Source organism: Indolivaga alginatilytica, from assembly GCF_003201355.1.
GTDB lineage: Bacteria > Bacteroidota > Bacteroidia > Bacteroidales > Dysgonomonadaceae > Dysgonomonas_A > Dysgonomonas_A alginatilytica.
This window is the reverse complement of the sequence record NZ_QICL01000004.1, coordinates 60,442-85,505: the sequence shown is the minus strand read 5'-3', so window position 1 is coordinate 85,505 and position 25,064 is coordinate 60,442. Positions and strand designations below refer to the sequence as shown.

Here is a 25,064-nt window from a genome sequence, read left to right as displayed (position 1 = left end):
ATTAAAATGCAACTTGAATACCAAACAATATACTTCTAGGAACAGGATAACGTCCGTTGTCGATACCGCCACGTCCATTCGCTTGATAATCTACTGCCGGTTCGGGCGATGTACCGTCATAACCGGTTATGTAGAAAAGATTTTGTCCGGTTACACTAAGTGTCATATCGCTCAGATAAGCTTTGCTGATTAAATTTTTAGGTAATTTATAGCTCAACGAAAGTTCTCTCAGTGATAGGTAATCTCCCTTTTCATAGAATAACGAACTGTTGTTGTGTAAGGCAGTACCTCCATTATTGGAACGAGTAATATTCTTCTTCGATAATTGATCAGCATAATAGAACTTAGGATATTTGGCATTTGGATTACTTTCCGACCAAGAATCTTTTACTTCTGATATGATATTAAATGTTCCTTGATATTGACCTAGCGAACGAGCTTTAAGATCATTATAAATAGTGTGACCTAATACAAAGTCGAAACGAGTATAAAGTGAGAAGTTTTTGAATGATAGTGACGATGAAAATCCTCCTGTCCAGTTAGGGAAAATGTTTCCTACTTTTACTCTGTCATACGAATTTATGATTCCATCATTGTTTAAATCTGCCCATTTCACATCTCCCGGTTCTATTTGTTGTTTTCCCGTTTTATTAGCTAGAGCATTCCATGCATCAGGCCCGTATAATTCGCCAATAGCATCGTAACGATCAGCTGCATTTGCTTTTATATCGTCCCAATCTGTAAATAAACGCTCATGCTTGTAGGCATATATTTCACCAAGTTGTTGTCCTTCCTGATATCCTCCTGCCCAGATGTTTTTGCCGCTTTTAGGGTCATATATTTCATGTCCTCCTTGGCGGTTATTCTCCAATCCGTTATTGGGTAACTTTAGTATCTTATTGGATACAAAGGCTGCATTGGCAGAGAAATCCCAGCTGAATCCTTTTGGATTATTCAGAATGTTGAATTTTGCTTCTATCTCAAAACCTCTGTTTTGGATGGTTCCCAAATTTGTTTTAAATGAATCGAATCCAGTATATCCCGGTAAATCAAGGTCGGTCAGCAAATCTTCTGTTTTGCGATTATAGTAATCGAATATCAGATAAATACGGTTTTGAAGAAGTCCAAGATCAAGTCCAACACCAAAAGTTTTACTTTTTTCCCAGCGTAAGTTATTATTTACAACACCTGTATTTAGAAATCCGGTGTTTTCGTTATATGCAGTCTGAGTTTTATAGATACCGTACACATCAAAATTGCCAATACCATTTACATTACCATTAGTACCATAAGTTATACGTGGTTTTACAACAGATACTGTTTTTTCGATGCTGGAATTTTTAAAGAATGCTTCTTCGTGCATATTCCATCCCCCTGAAATACCAGGAAAGAATCCCCAACGGTTATCCGATAATTTAGATATACCATCGTAACGAGCTACAAGTGATAGCATATAGCGATAGTTGAAGTTATAGTTGATACGTGAGAAAGCCGATACAATCTTGTAATCCGTTTTGGATGAAGATATAGATGTTTTCTCCGAAACTACGTTTAGAGTAGGGATGTCATCACTTGGAGCACCTCTTCCGGCAGCAGAAAATTCAGAATAGTTATTCTCAAATATCTCTCCCCCGATCATGGCATCTAAATTGTGCTTCTTGGCAAAAGATTCTGTGAATGTTAATGTTGCATTATGTTGTACCTGATAGGTTTTGGTTAACCTAAACATCGATTCTCTATTACTATCGGGTGTAGCACGATTTTGTAACTGGAATTTTTTATCGAATGATTCGAATTGGTAATCAACATAGTACAAAGAACTGTTTTCATTGAAGAATAATTTCTTAGGTATTAGCTCTAATTGTGCTCCTATATTGAATGTTGTTTTTCTGGTTTTATTTTTACGGCTAAGCTTTTCTTTCCAATATAAAGGGTTACCGTCCGATTTGCTAAAACCTGATGCAGGGTTGCCGTCTTTGTCATAAGGATCCCATGTAGGCCAGATACTCATTGATCGGTAGAATAACTCGAACTCGCCCGTTTCACCCGAGTTATTACCTGTCCATAAATTAGGTGAGCTCGATTGAGAGAAGATACCTCCCGCATTGACTGTTAATATCGAATTGATTTTATACGAACCGTTGATAGTTCCGCTGAAACGTTCATAATTTGTACCTACAACCTGTCCGTCTTCTTTGTAGTATCCAAGAGTCGAGGTGAATGTACCTTTCTCTGAACCTCCCGAGAAGCTTAAGTAATGGTCTTGCATAGATGCCGGATCGTTGAAAGCATCTTCACGCATTTGTCCGCCATAATCTTTAAATATAAGAGTTTGAGTTTCATCGTAAGGATCAGTCATCGATTTCCAACCTTCACCCAATAGGTGTTTGTTGTCGTTAGTCATTTTAGCAAGAGAGAAAAGTCCCCCCGAGTTTAATCCATATCCGTTTTGGTTATCAATCCCTGTACGCCCTGTACGTTTATATCCCAGACGATTATAGTATATGTAATCTTCGGCATTGAGAAAATTATATCCTTTTCGAGCATAGCTTGGTCCACCTCTAAATTTGTAGGCTACTAGCGATTGTCCTTCTTTTCCTTTTTTTGTGGTTACAAGAATAACTCCGTTATTGGCACGAGATCCGTAGATGGCAGTAGATGCAGCATCTTTTAATACCTCAATCGATTCTATATCCGAAGGATTGAAATCGTCCAAAGAGCGTATAATTCCATCAATAACAACCAGAGGGCCTTCCAGAGGTTTATTGATAGAAGCTCCACCTCTTAATACGATATTGGGACTGCTACCGGGTTTTCCCGAAGTATTTATTACCCGAAGACCGCTCACTGTACCTTGTAGAGAGGAAGCGGCATTTGCCATTACCGATGTCTTGAGAACTTTGTCATCTAATTTAGATATAGAGTTACTCATCAGCGATCTTTTCTGGCTGGTTCCATATCCTGTTATGATAACTTCATCCAGAATCTGTGAATCCTCCTGCATTACAATTCGTAAGTTGTTCTGATTTTGTGGTGAGATAGTTTGAGATTTATATCCTAAAAAGCTAACCGTTATTTTGCTGTCGGGTTTAGCTAATTCCAGAGAGAAATGTCCGTCGATATCGACCATTGTTCCATTTGCTGATCCTGCTTCGGTAACTGTTGCTCCGATAATAGGTTCATTATTTGTGTCAACTACAGTTCCTGTAATCGACTTTGTCTGTGCTATTATCTGCAAGGATAGACACAAACAAAATAATAATACCAAAAAGTTTCTCATAGAAGTGAATAATTAGATTTAATAAAAAAGTTAATATAATTGAGGAGAGGTAATATTGCTTGTAATTATTTCATGGCATATTTGATACGATTTTATCATCATGCGCGGTATATGAAAAGGCCCTTTAAACAGATTACCTTTAGCTGATTGAGATACAGTTCCGTCATAATGTAAATAGCCAAACCATTCGCCGTATTCCTTATCCGGAAAATGAGAATAAGTATAATCGCTAATTTGCTTGTGCATTTCGAGATACTTAGGGTTTTTTGTTGCCTGATAAGCATATAGAGTGGCTATAATAGTCTCGGTTTGCGGCCACCAGAATTTCATGTCATGCGAATAATCCTGAGGAGGTAGATTCTTGCAATCTTTAAAATTGCTTATTCCTCCTTTTTCTTTGTCCCAGCCCCATTCCCAAGACCAGTCGAGAATAGTTGTTGCAGTCTTAACCATCTCAGCATCCCAATTTCGGAATTTGGCTTCTTCCAATATAAACCATGCGGTTTCGATGCAATGCCCCGGATTTATGGTTCTACCTAGAGCACTGTCTATAAATTCTCCGTTAGGGCCTACAGTTTCCAATAGAGCCTTAAATTGGGGATGTATGAAATTTCTACAAATAGAATCTATTGATTCATTGATTTGGCTATCAAGACTAGGGTCTTTAATTGCTTCACGTATTCTGCTCGCTGTATTTATCAGAATCATAACAAGGGAATGTCCTTGCATGTCCACTGTCTTTTCGTATTTCGGTGTTAATAACCCGGGTGTATTTATTAGCCTTAGCATATTCTTAAATAAGGCAAGTGCTTTTTTAGCATAGCCGGTATCGCCCGAAGCAATAGCATATTCAGACATGGCAATTGCAGCAAATGTTTCTGAAAATATGTATCTGCGTTTTCTTATAGGTTGCCCTGTATTTGTTACTTCAAAATACATTCGACCATCGGTATCAAAGCAATGTTTCTCTATAAAGTCTATTGTCAGTTTAGATGCTTTCAGCCATTCGGGATTTTTTTCGATAGTATTGTATGCAAAAGCACAAACGAATGCAAATCGTCCTTGAAACCAAACAGACTTTGTGGTATCAATCAGCGATCCATCCCTGTTAAGGCAGGTGTAAACGCCTCCGTTTACTTTGTCTAAACCGTTGGTTAACCAAAAAGGCATTATATCTTCGATCAGATCTTTTCGATATCTTTCCGCCCAGTCTTTTATGTATTGATTTGTAGCTGTCATTATTTAAAAAGTGTATAAGAGTGTCCTGTCAGCAATAAAATTGTTGACTAAATTGTTTGTTTTTAGGGTGTTCCGATTTTTAGAGTTTATTGCATCTCTCGAAGAAATTTATGTTTTCCAGCTCTTTCTTCATATTAGATTCTTCCTCATCAGTCATATTCTGAAATGGAGTACGATTCTTTCCCAGATCCAAGCCTATCAGTTTCATGATTCTTTTTCCGCCTACAATATTTCCTCTGTAATGGCAGATCACGTTTATTACATCTTGTGAGAAGTTTTGCAATTCTCTGGCCTTTTCGAGATTACCGGCATTCCATGCAGTAATAATTTCGGTCAATGCTTTTCCGTTATAATTTGTGGTTCCTCCTATTCCGCCTTCTGCTCCGCCCATTGCCAGACAAGGTAATATCGTTTCATCCTGACCATGCAACATGTCGAATTTTCCGTTCTTATATAATCGGCACTGATTGTATTCGTATATACTTTCGTAAGTATATTTTATCCCTGCGAAGTTTGGAATACGACCGTCTACTGCTTCCAGAAAAGAAACCATCGGTAAATAAACTCCGTTAAATGCAGGAATATGATAGAAATAGAAAGGTAGCTCGGGAGCTCCGCATGCTATTTCTTCGCAATATTTTACAAGTTCTTCAATTCGCGCTACTTTAGGAAATGGAGATGCCATTGCTCCTATAGCCCATGCCCCTATTTGCTGTGCATGTTTGGCTAATTCGAAACTCGATTTTACACAAGTGCTGCCTACGTGTACTATTACTTTAAAATCTTTAGGTGTGGTTTTCACCCATCTTTCGGCTATCATCTTTCGTTCGTCATCCGTAAGTAGGTAACCTTCTCCCGATGAGCCATTGATAAAGACTCCTTTCAGTCCGTTTTTGGCTAGCATATGTCCGTAAGCTTCTATCGGTTCAAGGTTTATTTCTCCATTTTCAAGAAAAGGGGTAAATGGTGCATTTATCAATCCTTTTATTCTTTCCATAGTTATTATGTATTTTAAGATTATTATAGTATTAGAAAAGTTATATTGCAAATATATTAATTAAAATATTTAAATCAAGCTTATTTAATAAAATATTTTAGTTAATAATTCGATGATGGTTAATTTATTTCTTATTATACGTTTCGATCCATGTTTTTGTTGGTATATTGATTCAATATTTTGCTACATTTGCATTAATGAAAAACATAACTCAAACACAGTATGAATAAGAATTTTATTCAGGAAATAGCAAAAGGCACAAAAAATGCACTTATAAAGAAGAAGATAATAAATTACTATATTAATAATGGTAATTCGACTATTCCTGATCTGTCAAAAGAATTGAATCTAAGTATACCTACCATCACCAAATTGATAACGGAGATGTGTGCCGAAGAGTTTCTGACTGACTATGGTAAATTGGAAACATCAGGAGGCAGATATCCTAATCTGTATGGTTTAAATCCCGACTCGGGGTATTTTATAGGTGTAGATATTAAGAAATTTACAATAGATCTTGCCTTGATGAACTTTAAAGGCGAGATGTTGGATTTGCAAAAGAATGTACCTTTTTCATCGCAGAATACAACTGAGTCTTTTGAGAATCTGATCGTAATTATACAGTCTTTTATAAACAGCCTCACTATAAACTTAGAGAAAATACTGAATATAAACATCAGTATATCGGGACGTGTAAATACCGACTCGGGGTATAGTTACAGCTTATTCTATCTGGAAGAACGCTCGCTGACTGATATTCTGGCGGAACGATTGGGATACGCTATTTCCATCGACAATGACACCCGTGCTATGACTTATGGCGAGTATATGGTAGGGAATGTGAAGAACGAAAGCAATATTATTTTCATCAACATAAGTTGGGGCTTGGCAGTTGGAATAATAATTGATGGTAAATTATATCAAGGAAAATCGGGCTTTGCAGGAGAATTCGGGCATATTAATGTATTCGATAATGAGATACTTTGCCATTGCGGGAAAAAGGGATGTCTCGAAACCGAAGCTTCGGGACTGGCAATCCACCGTACATTACTCGAGAGAATAAATGCGGGGGCAAACTCCATCCTTTTGAAGAAAGAAAAAAGCCATACACCTATATTTCTCGAAGATATCATTGATGCGGTAAACAAGGAAGATGTACTATGTATAGATATCTTTGAAGAAGTAGGGCAGAAATTAGGCAGACAGATAGCAGGCTTAATAAATATATTTAACCCTGAACTTGTAATTATTGGTGGGACGGTTTCTCTGTCGGGAGATTATATTCTGCAACCTATAAAAAGTGCTGTCAGAAAATACTCACTTAATTTAGTTAATAAAGATTCAAATATTATTTTATCAAAGCTAAAAGATAAAGGAGGCATAGTGGGTAGTTGTTTACTGGCTCGCAGAAGAATATTCGAAGAATAGCGATGTAAGCATTTCAGTAGCGTTAAATATTCAATGCGATATTTTATCAACATAACTATCTTTATTTGTTACACTTGCCAAAGCAATAAAAAAGCTCTGAGAGCTTAAATAATGCGAATCGGCAGTTAAGTTTATCTATAAGTAAACGGTGATTGGTAAACAGCAAACCGGAGAAAATAAAACTCGTGAAAAAAGTGTTACTTTTGTTACTTTTGTAACCTTTTAGAAGGTTAGTTGCTGTAAGACAGTATTTTAGATGAATCACGAAAGTGACACCTTATAGCTGTTTTTGTTACCTTCTTGATTATTTTTTGATTCGTTTGTAACGAATGTCACTTTTTTAGAGATTCGATGTGTTTCGCCTAACGGTAGCCTTATCTATTAAAAAGATCGACACTCAATAGGAATATAATAATTAAAGAATATATTTGTAAGGTCGCAGACTTTTTTTATTGCTTTGGCAAGCATAACAACCAGAGATAGTTATGCTGATAAGCCATTGCATTAAATAGTTAGAATTACTTATGTACATAAATACGAACTTGAAGATATAGGATTAAATAGTTGGAATTACTTATATGGAACTCAAAAAATATATTTTACTTACTATTCTCTGCTTAGCATTCACAACTTCTCTTTTTGCTCAAAAAGACAGTATAAATGATGCTGAACGATTAGAAAAGAGAGTGGAAAATCTGGAGAGAATAGTTGGCAGGCTTAATAATGTGAGAATTACCGGCTACTTTCAACCCCAATTTATATCAGCCCAAAAGGATGCTAATCTGCGTATAGGCACTGCGAATGAAAACCCCGATAAAGGTTTTAATCGTGTAGGTATTCGACGAGGTCGTATAAAAACGACTTACGAAGAAGGATTGGCTGCCGTTGTTTTTCAAATGGATATGACAGAAAGAGCTGTTGGCATAAGGGATGCTTATCTGAAAATTAAAGATCCCTGGTTTAAAACGAGCTTTCTGCAAACAGGGCTTTTCTTCCGCCCTTTCGGACATGAGATAGGATATTCTTCTTCACGCAGAGAGTCTCCCGAACGTTCCCGAATCATTACCACTTTGTTCCCTAATGAACGCGATTTAGGAGTAAGTATACAATTCAGGACAAAAGAGGGGGTACCACTCGATATATTTTCTCTTGAAACTGCTTTGGTTGCCGGAAATGGTATAGCTATGGAAAATAATAGCAGAAGAGATTTTATCGGACATCTGACAGCATCTCCAAAAATCGGCAATAATGCTTCTTTAACTGTGGGAACTTCTTATTATTTAGGAAGTGTGTATCAGGGAACCGAAAATGTATACAGGATGCAGGATGGTGGTTTCGTATTGAATTCCGATCGCGGTAATATGGGACGATTTGCCCGACGGGAATACCTTGGCTTCGACTTGCAGGCTAGTTGGCTAAACTCATTCGGGAGAACACAAGTGAGAGCAGAATATATATTCGGACAGCAGCCCGGATCACAAAACAGTTCGGTGAGCCCCAATTCATCGGTGACTCTTTCTAATGATACCTATCTTCGGAATTTTCTGGGTGGATATGCCATCCTTATTCAGGACATCGGTAAGCTTCCTTTTGAAGCTATCCTGAAATACGATTGGTACGATCCTAACACGAAAGTATCGGGTAATGCTATCGGACTCAATGGAACAACAGAAGCCGATATACGATATAATGCGCTGGCGTTCGGGGGTATCTGGCATGCTTACAAAAACGTAGAATTACAAGCTTATTACGAAATACTCAGGAATGAGAAAACAAATAATCTTACTCGTTTTACAAACGATCTGAAGGATAACACTTTTACAGTCACACTTCAATATAGATATTAAATCGTATTATTTTTAATACAAGAATTTCCTTACTACTATAAAAAAATTAATCACTCATTGTAAAATAATTTTACATGATTGAGAAAACGACAAATCACTAATCGGTTATGAATTAGTGATTTGTCGTTTTTGGCATAGAATTGGTTTATATTTTACTAAAAATGTAATTATTATTATGAAATACGTAGCTACTATCCTCTTTATTCTGATGAGTATTACAGGTTATACTCAGGAGAAAAAATGGACTCTTATGGATTGCATGGAGTATGCTGTAAAGAATAGCCCCAGAAGAAGTAAACAGGAAGCTCAGAATAGCATTTATCATCAGAATTATCTGGAAGCTATAGGGCAGCTGTTGCCATCTATCAATGCAAGCACTTCGGCCTCTTTCAACTTTGGTAGAGGACTTGATGCCGAAACCAATACCTACACCAATATAAATTCGTTTAATAATAATTACAATTTATACTCATCACTTACTCTGTTCGATGGGTTAGCGAATGTTACGAGAGTGAGATTGCAGCATGTGAATAAATTGTTGGGAAGACAACAGTTGGAGTATACCAAAGATATGATAGCTTACGAAGTGATGGAGGCATTCTATAATGTATTATATAATACTGAAAGAGTAAAACTTGCAGAACAGGAACTGGAGGAAAGTACATCCAACTTGAAACAGGTACAGCGAATGATGGAGCTGGGTGTGAAAGGCTTTCCCGAAGTGGCAGAAATGACAGCACAGGAAGCGGCTAATAAATACAGTCTGACACGTCAAAAAAATATCCTCATTATAGGGGTTATTTTGCTGAAAGAGAAAATGAATTATCCAATTGATGAAACTCTTGAAGTAGGCGATGCAGGAGCATTGGATATAGTCGTTAAGTCGGATCAAACAGCATATACTATTTTCGAGCACTCAAAATCGTTTCTGCCTCAGGCTTTAGTTGCCGAGTCTTCAGTGAGAGTACAGGAGTTAGCATATAAATCGGCTAAAGGAGGTTTATTCCCTACTATAGCCGTAGAGGGTGGATACTCTACAGGTTTTTCGAGATATATGGATGGTAGCGAATACTCATCATTTGGGTATCAGTTCAAGAATAAAATGGGGCGATATGTTGGATTCTCGGTTCGAGTGCCTATTTTCAACGGTTTCTCCCGTACAGCAGAAGTAAGAAGAGGAAAAGCACAGCTTGTAATAACTCAAGCGCAGCGTGAAGAAACATTGCGGGTACTATACAGTGAGATAGAGCAGGCCGTTGCAGACATGAACGGACAGGTAGACGAATATTATCAGGCAAAAAAACAAACAGAGGCAATGGAAGTTGCCCAGAAAGTGAATGAACGTAAGTTCTCGGAAGGGCTTATCAGTGCATTGGAATTGCACACAAGTGCAAATCGCCTGCTACAGGCAAGAGCTGAAGAGTTAAACTCCCAACTTAAATTTCAACTTAAATTTAAGTTGGTGGCTTATTATAAAGGAGAGCCATTTGTCGTAGAAGATTAAGTTCGCAGAACTATTTATTGCTTTGGCAAGTGTAATAACGAGAGTTAGTTATGGTTCTGAGAAATGATATTAAATATTTTATTTTACTCAAAAGAGAATAGAAACAATAGATAACTACATATTGATATGGATACGATTATAGAGAAGAAAAAAGGATTGAAGAAGAAACATATTCCATTTGTGATTGGAGGAATAATCCTGTTGATAGCTGTCGGATGGCTTATTTTCGGCAATCATGCTTCGAAGCTGAATGTTGAGAAGCAGAAAGTAAGTGTACAATCCGTAACGAAGGGACAGTTCAATGACTATGTTCGTATCAGTGGACAGGTTCAGCCCATCAATACCATACAATTGAGTGCGATTGAAGGGGGGATGGTAGCCGAAAAGTTGATTGAGGAAGGCTCGGAAGTTCACAAGGGAGATATTGTTATTCAATTGACAAATCCGATGTTGAATCTTTATATTCTGGATAGTGAAGCCCAATTGGCGGAGAAACAAAATTTCCTTCGAAATACACAGGTTGCCATGGAGCAGGAGAAGCTGAACCTGAAAAAAGAGAAGCTTCAATTGGATATGGATGTAGAACGTAAGAAGAGAAAGTTCCTGCAATATAAACAATTGTACTCCGAAAATTTGACTTCGAAAGAAGAATTTATTCAGGCAAAAGAAGATTATGATTATGCAGTTGATGGTCGTAATCTGGTTGTGGAGCGTCAAAAACAAGATTCTATTTATCGGGGAATTCAGGTCGATCAAATGGAGGAAAGTTTATTTAATATCCGAAGAAACTTGACATTGGTACGTCAACGAGTGGATAACCTGAATGTAAAAGCTCCTGTTGACGGGCAATTGGGATTACTGGATGTGGAAATTGGTCAGACTGTTGCAACAGGCGGACGAGTGGGGCAAATCAGTGTTTTGTCTGATTTCAAAGTGGAAGCTTTGATTGATGAACATTATATTGATAGGGTAAGAACCGGTTTAGATGCAACTTTTGAACGTCAGGACAAAAACTTCGCTTTACGTGTACGCAAAGTATATCCCGAAGTAAGGGAGAAACAATTTAAAACTGATTTTATATTCGAAGGCGAACGCCCTGATAATATCCGTGCAGGGCAAACCTATTATATTAATCTGCAATTGGAACAACCTGTAGATGCTATACTGATTCCCAGAGGTGCTTTTTATCAAACAACAGGCGGACAATGGATATTTGTTGTTACTCCCGACGGAAGCAGAGCGATCAGACGTAAAATTACTATAGGAAGACAAAATCCCAACTTCTACGAAGTGACGAGTGGTCTTGAATCGGGCGAGAAAGTAATTACTTCGTCTTACGACACATATGGTGATGTGCAGGAATTAATCTTAAAGTAAAAAGAATATTACTATGAATAACTTTAATTTGATAATAAGATCATTGTTTAAAAAGAAAGAGAATAATATCATCAAAATATTATCTCTGGGAACGGGGCTTGCTGTGGGGCTGATAATTATCTCCAAAGTGTTTTTTGAGCTTAGTTATGACAACTTCTATCCCGATTCGGAGCGTATCTATCTGATACAATCAGTAGCAAAAGTCGGAACAGCCGGAAATGAAGAGACTAAGGAATATGTACAAGTAAGTGGTGCTATAGCCCCCGGTATGAAAGCCGAAGTGCCCGAAGTGGAATCTGCTACCCGCATTACGTATATGGGGTGGAAAACCCCATTCTATACTCCCGACAAGAAATATTATACAGGTACATTTATCATGGCCGACAGTTGTTTCTTTGATGTATTGCCCCGTCCTATGATTGTTGGAAATGCAAAAGAGATATTAGCCCGACCCTTATATGCATTAGTTTCTGAAAGCATTGCCCAAAAGATGGGAGGGAATGTTGTAGGACAATCTATTCAGCATGAGAGTTATCCGGGACGTCGCATCACTATTGGAGGCATCTTTAAGGATGTACCCGAAAATACTCATCTAAAGTATGATATTGTGGTGTCATTAGTCTCAATTAAAAATTTCTCGTATGATGGTTCGCTAGACTGGCTGGGAAACGATCGTTATTTGGGTTATGTAAAGTTAATGCCCGGTACCGATCCTGCAAGTTTGGCTCCTGCCATTCGTCAGATGCAAGAGCGTAATCAATCTATGGAGGATATGAAAAAAGCAGGCATCGATCTTTCTTACACACTATTACCGCTTGAGAAACTAAATAGCGATAACCCTGAGGCTAAACGAATGACTCTTTTGTTATCGGCCATTGCATTTGCTTTGATATTTACATCCATCATGAATTATATATTGATCTTGATATCCACATTGGTTAACCGTGGAAAAGTAATATCGATCTATAAATGTTATGGAGCTGAAAAAAAGGATATCTCTAAACTTATTTTTGGAGAGACTTTTTTTCACCTGATTATTTCTTTGGTAATATCGATACTCTTAATTTTTTGTTTCAGAGGCACAGCAGAAGAAATTTTGTCAGTATCCGTAGACTCTTTATTCTCCCTTCGCACTTGCTTGTTTCTAGGAATCATTTGTATCCTTATTTCCTTGATTATCGGTTTTATACCTTCGTATTTGTTTTCACGCATTCCTGTAGCGTCTGTTTTTCGTAATCTCACTGGTACACGCCGTGGGTGGAAAATGGCTCTTTTGTTTTTTCAATTACTAACAACAACCTTTCTGGTTACCTTACTGGTTATTGTATCACGCCAATACGATGTATTGGTGAATGTTGATCCCGGCTATAATTATGAAAAATTACTCTATTACAGAGCCAGTGGCATGAATGAAAACGAACGGCAAAAAATAATTGACGAGCTTCGTGCTTTGTCTGAGGTGGAAATGATTGCAACGGCAGATCAGTTACCTTTTTATAGTCAATCGGGTAATAATGTATTCCTGCCTAATGATGAAAGAGAGCTTTTTAATATTGCTGATTTATATGGAGCGGATGAAAACTATCTTTCTTTAATGAAAATCCCTATAATAGAAGGTAAAGGTTTTGATAAAGAAACATCGAATAAGGGAGATGTTATAGTCAGCCGTAAATTTGCAGATAAATTATCAGAAATAGCTAATTGGAAAGATGGTGCTATAGGCAAAGATATACGCATATCGGAACATGATGCCTGTCGTATCGTAGGGGTGTATAACGATATTCGAATAGGCTCAGTCAGCAATGAGGATCGCCGTCCGTCGGCAATATTCTATTCCGATAAACCGGCTGAATTTATACTGATAAAAATGAACGAATTGCAGTCTGATAATATTCAAAAAGTATATGATGTACTCAAAAAAATATTTCCTGAAAAAGATATTACACTCCCTATATATAAAGATAGTATAGTGCAGATATATTACAGTTCCCGACAGTTTCTGAATGCAATAACAATAGGCGGAATTGTTACTCTGATAATAACCCTTATCGGATTGATCGGCTATACTACCCATGAAGTGAATCGCCGCAGATCGGAGATTGCAATACGCAGAGTAAACGGAGCTACAATATCGGATATATTAAAGCTGTTTGTCAAAGATAATTTGTGGATTGTTTTTCCCGCACTTGTTTGTGGCGGAATAGCTGCCGCTATAGCTGCTGCTAAATGGATGGAAGATTTTTCAGAGAAAACAGAACTGTCTCCACTGCTATTTATTTCCTGTGGGACTGCTGTGCTAGTCACTGTGTTATCTGTTGTATGTCTGAATTGCTTATATACAGCCAATCAGAACCCTGTAGACACATTAAAAACCGATTAACTTGTAAACTTAAATTTTTCATTACTGAATAAACAATTTAAAAACCAATATTATGATACAGATTAAAGATCTAAAGAAAGTATTTCGCACAGAAGAGGTTGAAACAGTTGCATTGAACGGTATTTCCATGCATGTAACTCAAGGTGAATTTATCGCTATTATGGGACCTTCGGGCTGCGGTAAATCAACTTTATTGAATATTCTTGGTTTGTTGGATAACCCTACCTCAGGACACTATCTGCTTGATGGAAAAGAAGTGGGTAATCTGAAAGAAAAAGAACGTACACAATCCCGAAAAGGAAACATCGGTTTTGTATTTCAGAGTTTCAATCTGATAGAAGAGATGACTGTTTTTGAGAATGTGGAATTACCTCTTACATACTTGAAAGTAAAAGCAGCAGAGCGTAAAAAACGAGTAGAAGAAACGCTTCATAAGATGAGTATTAGCCACAGAGCAAGCCATTTTCCGAATCAACTATCGGGAGGTCAGCAGCAACGTGTAGCTATTGCCCGTGCTGTAATTGCCAACCCTAAATTGATCCTTGCCGATGAGCCTACAGGAAACCTGGACTCTAAGAATGGTAAAGACGTTATGGATTTATTGACAGAGCTAAATCAGGAAGGTGCAACAATCGTGATGGTGACTCACTCTCAACATGATGCTTCGTTTGCCCATCGTACCATAAATCTGTTTGACGGGCAAATCATTACAGAAGTAGAAAGTAAGATGTAAATCGTATTCTATTTCATCTCTAGCGAAAAAGAAAATTATGAAGCAATTTCTCAGGAATTTTAGCAAACAAAAGACTGTCGGCATATTGAATATTTGCGGCTTGAGTCTTGGGATCATGGTATCTCTTACTGTTGGATTATGGGCTATTAACGAATTGACATTCGATAATTTCCATGCCAATGGAGATAAAATGTATCGGGTTGTGCAGAGTTTTGTTTTAAATGAAGAACCGATAAAAGCAGCATCCTCTTTCAAACCATTAGGAGAATTGGCTGCAGCTGAAATTCCTGAAATAGAGCAAATGTGTAGGGTAGTAGTACGAACCGATGGTGTAACTATAAATAATATGGTTAACTGGGGTGTTAAGGTGCTTATTACCGATCATAATTTCTTTTCATTTTTCACCTTTCCTTTAAAAAAAGGCGATATAAGAACGTCTTTTTCTGCTCCCGATAATGTGATTCTAACTGAGTCCGCAGTTAAAAAATATTTTCAGGATGAAGATCCTATTGGTAAAATAATTAAGATTCATGGGTCTCAATTTACAGTCTCGGCAATAATGTACGATATGCCCCGAAATTCGCATATTCAAGGAGAGATGGTTTTTCCTTTGTTTGGTGAATTCAAAGATTTGGGCTGGAATAGTAGCTTTTCATATGATACCTACTTCGTTATACCTTGTAATGTTGATTTTGACTCTATTGAGAAGAAACTTACTCAAATTAATAAATTGGGTACATCTTCATTTTTAGACGGTGCGGATAATGATGTAAAGCTTGAGCCTTTAAACGAAATCCATTTTAGTAAAACGGATCCCGCTTTTGATAGTGCAGTGAAAGGAGATAAGCAGCTTTTGATTATATTTCTAACCACAGCCATTGCTATACTTATTATTGCTTGTATAAATTTTACGAATCTGTTTATTTCAACCTCTTTTATTCGGGCAAAGGCTATAGGAATTAAAAAATCGCAGGGAGCTAGTAAAATATCTTTGATATCAGATTTCTATAAAGAGACACTTGTGTATGTTCTGGTTTCTGTTGTTGGTGGTGTATTGCTTGCTGTATTTACTTTACCTGTCTTTAATAGTTATACCGGATCTCAGGTAAGTATCGATTTCTTGTCTCTTGAATTGTATTTATATATTATTTGCCTGATAGTTATAACAGCACTATTGGCAGGCTCTTTCCCTGCTCTTCAGATGACCCGATTCGGAATTATCGAGACGCTTACCAGTAAGTTTCGAGGAAAGAAGATGTCAGCCTTTCAGAAAATACTTATCATCATACAATTTACATCATCTATTTGCTTACTTATAGTAGTATTCTTTTTGGCTAGGCAGATTGATTATATCCTGTCTCAGGATTTACGGTTCGATAATAAAAACGTAATATATGTACAAGGATGGGATGCTTTTGGCGCTGACTATAAAGCTTTACGTGACGAATTGATTCAAGACCCATCAATCAAAGATGTTGCAATAAAACAATACAACTTGCCCTTTAAAATGGGGAATGGGATAGGTGGAAAGAATCTTGAAACGGGAGAGCAAATATTGCTGGACTTATCGGAGGTTACTCCTAACTATTTTGATCTTTTTGGGATGAAGTTTGTTGCTGGCGAAAACTCGCTGATTCTCGAAAGCTCATCCAGTGCAAATTACTGTGTTATTAATGAGCGTGCTGCTGAGGTTTTGGGACTTAAAGATCCGGTTGGAAAGTCCTTTAGTTTAGTGTCTATCGGGGGAAAGCTTAGTGAAAAAGATGGTGAACCCTATATTGTGAAGGGTGTGATAAGAGACACATATGTAAAATCGCTACATCAAGAGCCCGATCCCCAGATGTATCTTAGTGCATCGCACACTGCAAATAATCCTATATTTTTTAAAATTGCCGGCGATCCTCAAAAAGCAATAAGAACCATAGAGAAGAAATGGAAAGAAATTGTTCCGCATGTTCCTTTCGAATATCATTTTTTGGATGAAACGTACGAAAAGTTATACTTGTCTGAAATCAATACACGTAATGTTTTAAGCTATGCCTTGGTTATAACTTTTATAATTACAATAACAGGATTGTATGCCATGGCTTTTTATTCTATTCAGCGAAGGATAAAAGAAATAGGCATTCGTAAAATAAATGGGGCAACGCTTACCGACCTTTTACTATTACTTAATAAAGATATTGTGATATGGGTAATCATCTCTTTTTTTATAGCCTGTCCGATATCCTATTTATTCTTAAGTAATTGGCTGAATGGCTTTATCGTAAAAATAGATTTAAGTATATGGGTATTTCTTTTGGCAGGAACTCTATCAGCTTTGGTTGCATTGCTAACAGTAAGTTACCAAACATGGAAAGCCGCATCGACTAATCCCGTAGAATCTATTAAAAACGAATAATTTTAGTTTCCATAATATTCAGTCAAGGAGAAGTCTATTCTACATTTTTTTCATGTGCAAAGTGACTATTAGTAAGATAAAACTTCTCCTTCTTTTTATCGAAAAATTAAATATAAAAAACAATGAGAATAGCAGATTTAAAAATATACCAGAAGTTTCTGTCTCGAAACAAATTATATACCTTGGTATCGGTGGTTGGCTTTTCAGTATCACTTACGTTTGTGATACTATTGGGTATATATGTAAAGCAGGAACTGTCGGTGGATAGTTTCCATGAGAAGAAAGATCGGATATTTTTACTTGCTCATGACGAGTCTTCTAAATTTGGTAATCCAGTAGCCGATTTTGTGAAAGATAAATGTCCCGAAGTAGAGGCATATACCCGAATACACCCCATGTCTGTAGTCTTGGGCGAAAAAGGACAGCAGAAGGTAAAAGCAGAAGCGTTGTTCGCCGATTCGACTTTCTTTAATGTATTCTCTTTTAAATTGATCGAAGGTAATCCCTCGCAGGTACTTTCTACATTGAAGTCGGTTGTAGTAACAAAATCATTTGCAAATAAGATGTTTTCAGGTAAGAATCCTGTAGGAGTGCATCTTATAATTAATAATGTAGAGTATACTATTACAGGTATAATGGAAGATATTCCCCAAAATACGCAGATCCCTAAAGCGGATTTTGTTGTTAACTACGCATCTATTACTCAATTTTTTGGGGGTGATTGGATATTGACAACTCCATACAATTTTGGTTTCACTATGTATTTTCTGGAAAAAGAGGGTAGCGATCTGCCGGCTAAAACACCTATGCTATTGGAATTATTTAAGAAAGAGTTTTGGTTTTATAAAGACGGTTTTACCCAAGATCTTAAATTTATACCTCTTAAAGATGCTTATTTCGAGATAAATGAGCCGTATTCTAATCTCAGGACAAATAGTAAGACACTTATTTCGGTCTATACAGGTATTGTTATCCTTATATTGGTAATTGCTCTGTTGAACTATATTAATATGACTGTGGCTCAGGCAGGATTCAGAGGAAAAGAAGCAGCGATGAAGAAGCTTCTGGGCTGTAGCCGTAAGAGTTTAATGCTGCAATTATTGACAGAATCGCTTTTGATGACCTCTTTTACCTTTATTCTGGGGCTTTTCATGGCTTTTCTTATTGAGCCGTCTTTTAATAATCTACTGAATACGGATCTAAACTTATCAGACCAGTTGAGCTTTACGCTGATTTGTATCGCTACTATTTTCGTCCTATTTATTTCTATTGTAGCAGGTTTTATTCCGGCTATAATCATATCAGGATTTAACCCTATTGAAATAGTGAAGGGATCTTTTTCCCGTAAAGTGAAGTCGAAATATTCAAAATTACTTATTGTATTTCAGTATATCGTAGCTATCGTTTTGCTTATCTGTAGTTTCTTTATTAAGCAGCAGTCTGATTTCCTTGTAAATTATGATACAGGATTCAATCGTGATCGTATTTTTATAATGGATAATGTTCTGGATAGTGCCCGATTGGTAGGGTTTAAAAATATACTATATACTATATCCGGGGTTGAATTAGTTTCTTATAGTCAGGGAACTCCTGTTAGTGGCAGCAATAATAATTCTTTCGAGGTAGATGGAGTACAGTTTAGTTTTCAGGAGTTAGTTGTTGACTCTGTATTTTTCAAGATATTCGATATTAAGATATCACCTACCGGTATAGAACCAACCAATGATACTTATTGGGTAAATCAAAAAGCTTTTAATGCGCTACATCCCGATTCTGTTTCATTCATGGCAAATTTTGGGAACAACAATAATCAGCAAATAGCTGGGATTGTGAGTGATTTCAATTTCAAATCATTACATGAACCTATGGGATTAATGCGCATACGCAAACTTCCGGCTGGTCATTGGGTAGGGGATATTACCGTAAAAATAACAGAGGGAGCAGATTTGTATAAAACAGCAGATAAAATAAAAGATACTTATTCGAAATATAATGGCGGGGAGCTTTTTGAAGCCCGATTTGCAAATGATATCCTCCAGAAGGCATACGAAAAAGAAGAAAAGACTTCCCAAATAATATCTGCATTTGCTATACTTACTATTCTGATTATGGTGATGGGGGTCTTTGCCATGTCACTTTATCTGATTCGTCAGAAAGAAAAAGAAATAGGCATCCGAAAGGTGAATGGTGCTACCGAAGGTGAAATTCTGAGAATGCTGAATATGGATTCTTTTATCAGAGTGTTGATCGCATTTGTGTTTGCCTGTCCGATAGCTTATTATGCTATGAGCAGATGGTTAGAAGGTTTTGCTTACAAAATAGATCTTAGCTGGTGGGTATTTGTAGTTTGCGGTCTGATAGTATTGTTGTTGTCTCTTCTTTCGGTAAGCTGGCAAAGCTTAAGAGCTGCACGTGCGAACCCTGTTGATTCGATAAAAGGAGAGTAAAGAGTATTTCTTATAATATAGATATTATGTATAATATTCCATTTGTCGTAAGGCGTTTTCTGAAAACAAAAAACCTTCGAATTGTGAATTTGTTGGGTTTGGCTCTCATGTTTGCGTGTATACTTGTTTCGTATACTTATGTAAAAAGAGAACTTAGCTTTGATAAGTTTTATTCGAAAGCAGACCGCATTGTTCGTATGGCAGTGAGTTATGACGGACAACAGGCTGACGGGCGTATGTATGGTACAAATGTTAATCAAATAGTGCAAAGTATATCCGAAATTGAGGCGGTACTTAAATTGTCAAAAATAAACACAGCTATTCTTACTTCCAAGGGAACAAAGCAAGTGATAACCGATCTTTATTTTTCGAGTGATAACCTTTTTGAGATACTTGATATCCCTTTGCTTAACGGGGATAGTCAAACAGTTTTTAAATCACCGGGAAGTGTTGTAATTAGCGAAAAGCTGGCATATCAGCTATTCGGAAAAGCCGATATTATAGGAGAGAAAATAGAACTAAGTGGACGCAGGTTTCAGAATATGACATGCTCTATAGCCGGCGTTTTTAAGGACATGCCCGGTAATACTCATTTCCATACCGATATTATTGTCAGGGAAGCCGATTTTGATAATTCTTTTTTCTATGCTTATCTTTTGGTTACTAAAGGACCAAACTATTCAGAATTAGAGAAGAAAATATCAGATGTCTTTTTAAAGGAAAATCCTCAGAGACCTGGTGCTGAGATCAATCTAATGCCTATGGCGGATATTCACCTGCATAGCCATGTCCTGAGGGAGATGGAACCTAATGGCAATATCTATTATATCTATCTTATTATTGGAGCGAACATGCTACTTTTTATAATAGTAATGTTTAATTTGTGGCTTAATGCCAGTGTTATCTTTTCTTATAATAAAAGGTATTATCAATTACTGCGATTTAATGGAGCATCGTCTTATGTGGTGGCAAAAGATGAAATTCAGGTGGTGTTTTGGTTGACAGTTGCAGGTATATTAGCCGGTAAATTGATTTCCGTATTTGTTGCCGATTACTTCTCCATATCCTTTAACTTTATCTCCATTGGAGAAGAGATAATTCTCTGTTTATTCTTTTTATTTATTACTGTTCTTGTCTCATTATTTCCTGTTCTTTCGAATATTTCATCGACATTCTTTTTCAATGACCGTATTGATCTTAAAACCATTCGGTTTTCTTTTTCGAATGTAAAGTATATGCTTGTTATTCAATATAGTATTGTGATTTTTATCATTATAGTAACTCTTGGGATAAATAGCCAGATTACTCTGATAAGGAATACTCAGGTTGGAGGTATGGAGAGTAATATTGTTGTTTTCGATGAACAGCCTCCGGAGATAATCAGTAATTATTCATCATTAAAAGATGAATTATTGAAGCATCCCGAAATAGAATCGGTAACCGGAGCTATGCAACTGCCGGGATCAGCGGTCAGAGATATGATTGGGGCAACTGTCGAAGGAAAAGAGCAGATACATTTGCCGGTATTGGTTGTGGGTGAAGATTTCTTTCCTTTTTATGGCATTAAGATAGAAGCCGGAAAGATGTTTGCTCCTTTAAAAATGTCTCTCAAAGAAGAGGAAGAACTCCTTTTCAGACGGATAGATGAAAACATATTTTCGAATCTGAAAGAAGATATTATCCTTAACAGGAAAGCTTTACAAGTATTGGGGTTTACTTCACCCGAAGAGGCTATCGGTAAAGAAATAAAAATAGAACATAGTGCACTCGATTATACTCAATCGGCGGTAGTATCGGGAGTTGTAGACGATTTTACATATACCAGTGTCTACGAAGATGCTGTTCCGATGATAATATTACAGCGGAATATGTTTATGAATTGTTTTATGATTCGTTTTGTACCCGAACACGAAACGCAGGCTATGCAGACATTGAACTCGGTTTGGGGGAAAATAAATCCTGATTATCCGATCAATTATAAATTTCTGAGCGATACATATAATGTTGTATATAAAAATGAATTGAATGCAGGAAAGGTCATAAAGTTCTTTTCGGTACTATGCCTGATTATTACTATTCTCGGATTAATTGTTTTTATGGCATTTATGATAAAAACTCGAACCAAGGAAATCGGTATCAGAAAAGTAAATGGAGCAACTAATCGGGAGATTGTTACCATGCTTAATGTAAGTTTGTTGAGGTGGATTTTACTTTCTGTTTGTATAGCTATACCAGTAGCTTGGTTTATAATAGAGAAATGGCTTGAGAATTTTGCATATAAAGCCGATCTAAATTGGTGGATGTTTGTTACAGCAAGTGTTTTTGTTTCTCTTATCTCTCTCGTTGCTGTTAGTTTCCAGAGCTGGAAAGCTGCAAAGATAAATCCAGTGAATTCGGTAAAGAGTGAATGAAATAATAAGAAAATAACTCTCTTACTATATTGTATATTAAGTAATACAAAGTATCTAATACTATATTTTACTTGTATGGGCAGACCTGTGTGTCTGTCCTTTGTGATTGACCACATAGGTTCACCCCTGCACCAAAGCAATAAAAAGGTCTGAGACCTTACACATTAAACACCATGCTGAAAACAGTCCATTCGTTTGAAGTATGGTGTTTTAGATTTCCACCATGTAGTCGCATAATATAGCGTGAAACACTAAGTCCGATACCAGTACCGTAGTCTTTAGTTGTGAAGAATGGTATAAATATATGAGCGGCAATTTCTTGTGGAATAGGTTCGCCGTTGTTTGCAATGTCTATTGATACTCTATTCTCTGCTTCTGTTACCTTGATCTCTATTTTTCCATCTTGATTGGCTGCTATGGCCTCCAGAGCGTTCTTTATTATATTTACCAGTATTTGTGTTATTTGCCCTTCATCGGCATTTAATGTAGTCTGCTTATTTGTATAAATAATATGGGATACGATGCCTTTCTCTTCCAGATTTGCAGACTCGAGGCGGAGTATCTTTTCTAATAAGGGAATCAATTCGAATTGTCGGAATTGAGGAGTTGGTACTCCCGTAAATTTTCGATACGAATCGACAAATGTGATCAAACCTTTAGCTGTAGAACTAATGGTCTCAAGAGCATCTATTGTGTTTCTTTGAAGGGAATCGTCCGATGTTTCATCCGATTTCATTTTATAGGAAAAGAGCAAAGTTTCAGTTAAAGAAGTAATCGGCGCTATTGAGTTCATTATTTCATGAGTCATTACGCGAATTAGGCGTATCCACGATTCCATTTCTTTAGCTTCAAGTTCATTACCAATATTATTGAGGGTAATAACTTTCATTGCACCTTTCTTCAATGTTATTTTGGAAACATGCAGGCTTATCTGGATTTCTTCCCGTTCGTTGGCAATCTTTATTTGAGTATTGTCTTTTACTTCTAAGTCTTTAAAAAGCTCAGGTAACGATTCGTCAACAGCATTTAATTGGTTAAGGTGCGTAAATACAGGCAGTCCTAATAACTTATTGGTCGCACGATTGGTTGCATGCACATTGTTGTTGTGATCCAATATTATGATTCCTGTAGAAACACTTTCCAGAATAAGGCTCAGGAATTTTTCGTTTTCAATTACCTCTTTTCGTGCTTTTGTCAATATATCCTTGATGCGGTTCATCATCTGATTCAGCTCTTTCTCTCTCTTCGAAGTTTTGGCTTCCGTAAAGTGAAAAGAGTAATCTCCATTATCTAAGGCATTGAGCAGGAAAAGTATATTTTGATTGAATCTTTTATAATGGCTATAAAGATTCTTTAAGGAGAATATCGCCAATAATAGAAATATGCCGACATACACATATTCGTGTTGGACTATGAGAAAGGTGCTTGCCGCTACTGACAGAATCAATAGTATCAAAAAAAGTATGAGCTTATATTCGATCGATTTAAACATATTATCTTTTTATTATCATATAAGTTCGACTTATAAACCATACTTTTTCATCTTGCTATATAAAGTAGGGCGTGTGATGCCCAATTCGGTAGCAATGGCAGATATATTCTTATCGTATTTGTTCAAAGCTTTTTCAATTAGAATTTTTTCCATTTCCTCAAGAGTTATTGCTTCTATAACAGCCGCTTTATTTTCCATTGGTCGCATATAGAAATCGGTGGGTTGCAGTTCTGTTCCATCACTTAATATGACAGCCTTTTCAATTGCATGCTGTAATTCGCGCACATTCCCCGGCCATGAATATCCTTCTAGTTTTGAAATAGCTTTGTCACTTAATTTCAATTCTTTTTTGTTGTATTTTTTTGTAAACTTATCAAGGAAGAAGTTCGCCAGTAATACGATATCTTCCCGACGTTCACGCAAGGGGGGAACTTCTATTTGTATGGTGTCGATACGGTATAGTAAGTCTTCTCGGAATTCTCCGTCCTGAACCGCTTTAAATAAGTTTCTGTTTGTTGCACAAATAAGTCGTATATCTACGGGGATAGGAGTATTACTTCCGACTCTTATAATGTATCTTGATTGTAAGGCTGTCAGCAATTTGGCTTGTAGAGTATAACTTAGGTTTCCAATTTCATCCAGAAAAAGAGAGCCGTTGTCGGCTGCTTCAAATTTTCCTGCACGATCGGTTTTTGCATCGGTAAACGATCCTTTAATGTGTCCGAATAATTCACTCTCGAATAAGCTTTCGGTTACTGCGCCCATATCTACACTTACCAATGTTTCACTGGCACGTAAGGATAGGTGATGTATTTTTTTTGCGATTAATTCTTTACCTGTTCCATTTTCGCCGGTTATTAACACGTTGGCATCGGTCTTTGCTACTTTCTTGATGAGGGCAAGAAGGTTCTGCATTATTTTGGATTCTCCCCAACAGAAGTCTTCCTCTTTATTTAACTCGGAGTTTAGTACATTCTGCTTCTCGCGTAGCTTTTTTACTTCTTTACGAGATTGGCGCAGCGAAAATGCAGCTTGTAATGTAGCCAGTAGCTTTGTATTGTCCCATGGTTTGACAACAAAATCGGACGCTCCTTCTTTCAATGCTTTTACTGCCAGCTCGATATCCGCATATGCGGTGAAAAGCACAACGGGTAGTTCGGCATCTATCTTTTTGACTTCTGACAGCCAGTATAAACCTTCATTTCCGGAGTTTATTCCGGCAGAGTAGTTCATATCTAATAAGACAATGTCGGGATTTTTTTCTCTCAATGTCGAGATGAGTGTATTAGGCGAGGATAATAAATAGACATGTTCGAAATAACTGTCTAGTAGAATGCGTAATGCGCTTAGTACGTTTTTATTATCATCAACAACAAGAATACTTCCTTTTTTCATCTATAGGATCAATTAAGCTAATAGTACAAATGTAGTTAATAATCAAATAAGACTATCCGGGTTCTATAGAAATGGCCGAAATAAAAATTGAAATTACATGTTTTTAAATCTGAAAAATAATATTTTAAGAATT

At 36.8% G+C, this 25,064-nt stretch carries 14 protein-coding genes; 9 read left to right on the top strand and 5 right to left on the bottom strand.

Annotated features, from left to right (window positions below):
- Position 1: 1 nt before the first annotated feature.
- From CLV62_RS05400 to CLV62_RS05390, 3 genes are all read right to left on the bottom strand, one after another.
- The gene (locus tag CLV62_RS05400) at positions 2-3,280 is read right to left on the bottom strand and encodes a SusC/RagA family TonB-linked outer membrane protein (protein ID WP_110309760.1); all 3,279 of its coding nucleotides are present in this window, start codon (positions 3,278-3,280) and stop codon (positions 2-4) included.
- Positions 3,281-3,310: 30 nt separating this feature from the next.
- Entirely contained in the window at positions 3,311-4,519 is a 1,209-nt protein-coding gene (locus CLV62_RS05395; RefSeq protein ID WP_110309759.1) for an AGE family epimerase/isomerase, read from the bottom strand.
- A gap of 79 nt (positions 4,520-4,598) precedes the next feature.
- Entirely contained in the window at positions 4,599-5,516 is a 918-nt protein-coding gene (locus CLV62_RS05390; protein ID WP_110309758.1) for a dihydrodipicolinate synthase family protein, read from the bottom strand.
- 222 nt (positions 5,517-5,738) lie between these two features.
- Between CLV62_RS05390 and CLV62_RS05385 the strand changes: the two genes are divergently transcribed.
- The 9 genes from CLV62_RS05385 to CLV62_RS05345 all read left to right on the top strand — a co-directional run bounded on the left by CLV62_RS05385 (position 5,739) and on the right by CLV62_RS05345 (position 22,044).
- Entirely contained in the window at positions 5,739-6,944 is a 1,206-nt protein-coding gene (locus tag CLV62_RS05385; RefSeq protein ID WP_110309757.1) for an ROK family transcriptional regulator, read from the top strand.
- Between the two features lie 578 nt (positions 6,945-7,522).
- Positions 7,523-8,791 carry a hypothetical protein gene (locus CLV62_RS05380; RefSeq protein ID WP_110309756.1) on the top strand — a complete coding sequence of 423 codons (1,269 nt, stop codon included), beginning with the start codon at positions 7,523-7,525 and terminating at the stop codon, positions 8,789-8,791.
- A 175-nt stretch (positions 8,792-8,966) separates the two neighbouring features.
- Positions 8,967-10,295: a TolC family protein gene (locus CLV62_RS05375; protein ID WP_110309755.1), complete on the top strand. Its 1,329-nt coding sequence runs from the start codon at positions 8,967-8,969 to the stop codon at positions 10,293-10,295.
- A 126-nt stretch (positions 10,296-10,421) separates the two neighbouring features.
- Entirely contained in the window at positions 10,422-11,672 is a 1,251-nt protein-coding gene (locus tag CLV62_RS05370; protein WP_110309754.1) for an efflux RND transporter periplasmic adaptor subunit, read from the top strand.
- A 13-nt stretch (positions 11,673-11,685) separates the two neighbouring features.
- The gene (locus tag CLV62_RS05365) at positions 11,686-14,052 is read left to right on the top strand and encodes an ABC transporter permease (protein ID WP_110309753.1); all 2,367 of its coding nucleotides are present in this window, start codon (positions 11,686-11,688) and stop codon (positions 14,050-14,052) included.
- 52 nt (positions 14,053-14,104) lie between these two features.
- Entirely contained in the window at positions 14,105-14,785 is a 681-nt protein-coding gene (locus tag CLV62_RS05360; protein ID WP_110309752.1) for an ABC transporter ATP-binding protein, read from the top strand.
- Positions 14,786-14,822: 37 nt separating this feature from the next.
- Complete coding sequence (locus tag CLV62_RS05355) at positions 14,823-17,186, top strand: ABC transporter permease (protein WP_110309751.1); 2,364 nt, start codon at positions 14,823-14,825, stop codon at positions 17,184-17,186.
- A 122-nt stretch (positions 17,187-17,308) separates the two neighbouring features.
- Positions 17,309-19,633, top strand: a complete 2,325-nt coding sequence (locus CLV62_RS05350) for an ABC transporter permease (protein WP_110309750.1) — start codon at positions 17,309-17,311, stop codon at positions 19,631-19,633.
- A 26-nt stretch (positions 19,634-19,659) separates the two neighbouring features.
- Positions 19,660-22,044 carry an ABC transporter permease gene (locus CLV62_RS05345; protein WP_110309749.1) on the top strand — a complete coding sequence of 795 codons (2,385 nt, stop codon included), beginning with the start codon at positions 19,660-19,662 and terminating at the stop codon, positions 22,042-22,044.
- A 157-nt stretch (positions 22,045-22,201) separates the two neighbouring features.
- Here the strand turns inward: CLV62_RS05345 and CLV62_RS05340 are convergent, their stop codons facing one another.
- The gene (locus CLV62_RS05340) at positions 22,202-23,536 is read right to left on the bottom strand and encodes a sensor histidine kinase (RefSeq protein ID WP_110309748.1); all 1,335 of its coding nucleotides are present in this window, start codon (positions 23,534-23,536) and stop codon (positions 22,202-22,204) included.
- Positions 23,537-23,566: 30 nt separating this feature from the next.
- On the bottom strand, positions 23,567-24,931 hold the full coding sequence (locus CLV62_RS05335; protein ID WP_110309747.1) for a sigma-54-dependent transcriptional regulator: 1,365 nt from the start codon (positions 24,929-24,931) through the stop codon (positions 23,567-23,569).
- Between the last annotated feature and the right edge of the window lie 133 nt (positions 24,932-25,064).

Bases quoted from the DNA above. Each gene is read 5' to 3' on its own strand.
- CLV62_RS05400 (WP_110309760.1), bottom strand. From the start codon at position 3,280: ATGAGAAACTTTTTGGTATTATTATTTTGTTTGTGTCTATCCTTGCAG.
- CLV62_RS05395 (WP_110309759.1), bottom strand. From the start codon at position 4,519: ATGACAGCTACAAATCAATACATAAAAGACTGGGCGGAAAGATATCGA.
- CLV62_RS05390 (WP_110309758.1), bottom strand. From the start codon at position 5,516: ATGGAAAGAATAAAAGGATTGATAAATGCACCATTTACCCCTTTTCTT.
- CLV62_RS05385 (WP_110309757.1), top strand. From the start codon at position 5,739: ATGAATAAGAATTTTATTCAGGAAATAGCAAAAGGCACAAAAAATGCA.
- CLV62_RS05380 (WP_110309756.1), top strand. From the start codon at position 7,523: ATGGAACTCAAAAAATATATTTTACTTACTATTCTCTGCTTAGCATTC.
- CLV62_RS05375 (WP_110309755.1), top strand. From the start codon at position 8,967: ATGAAATACGTAGCTACTATCCTCTTTATTCTGATGAGTATTACAGGT.
- CLV62_RS05370 (WP_110309754.1), top strand. From the start codon at position 10,422: ATGGATACGATTATAGAGAAGAAAAAAGGATTGAAGAAGAAACATATT.
- CLV62_RS05365 (WP_110309753.1), top strand. From the start codon at position 11,686: ATGAATAACTTTAATTTGATAATAAGATCATTGTTTAAAAAGAAAGAG.
- CLV62_RS05360 (WP_110309752.1), top strand. From the start codon at position 14,105: ATGATACAGATTAAAGATCTAAAGAAAGTATTTCGCACAGAAGAGGTT.
- CLV62_RS05355 (WP_110309751.1), top strand. From the start codon at position 14,823: ATGAAGCAATTTCTCAGGAATTTTAGCAAACAAAAGACTGTCGGCATA.
- CLV62_RS05350 (WP_110309750.1), top strand. From the start codon at position 17,309: ATGAGAATAGCAGATTTAAAAATATACCAGAAGTTTCTGTCTCGAAAC.
- CLV62_RS05345 (WP_110309749.1), top strand. From the start codon at position 19,660: ATGTATAATATTCCATTTGTCGTAAGGCGTTTTCTGAAAACAAAAAAC.
- CLV62_RS05340 (WP_110309748.1), bottom strand. From the start codon at position 23,536: ATGTTTAAATCGATCGAATATAAGCTCATACTTTTTTTGATACTATTG.
- CLV62_RS05335 (WP_110309747.1), bottom strand. From the start codon at position 24,931: ATGAAAAAAGGAAGTATTCTTGTTGTTGATGATAATAAAAACGTACTA.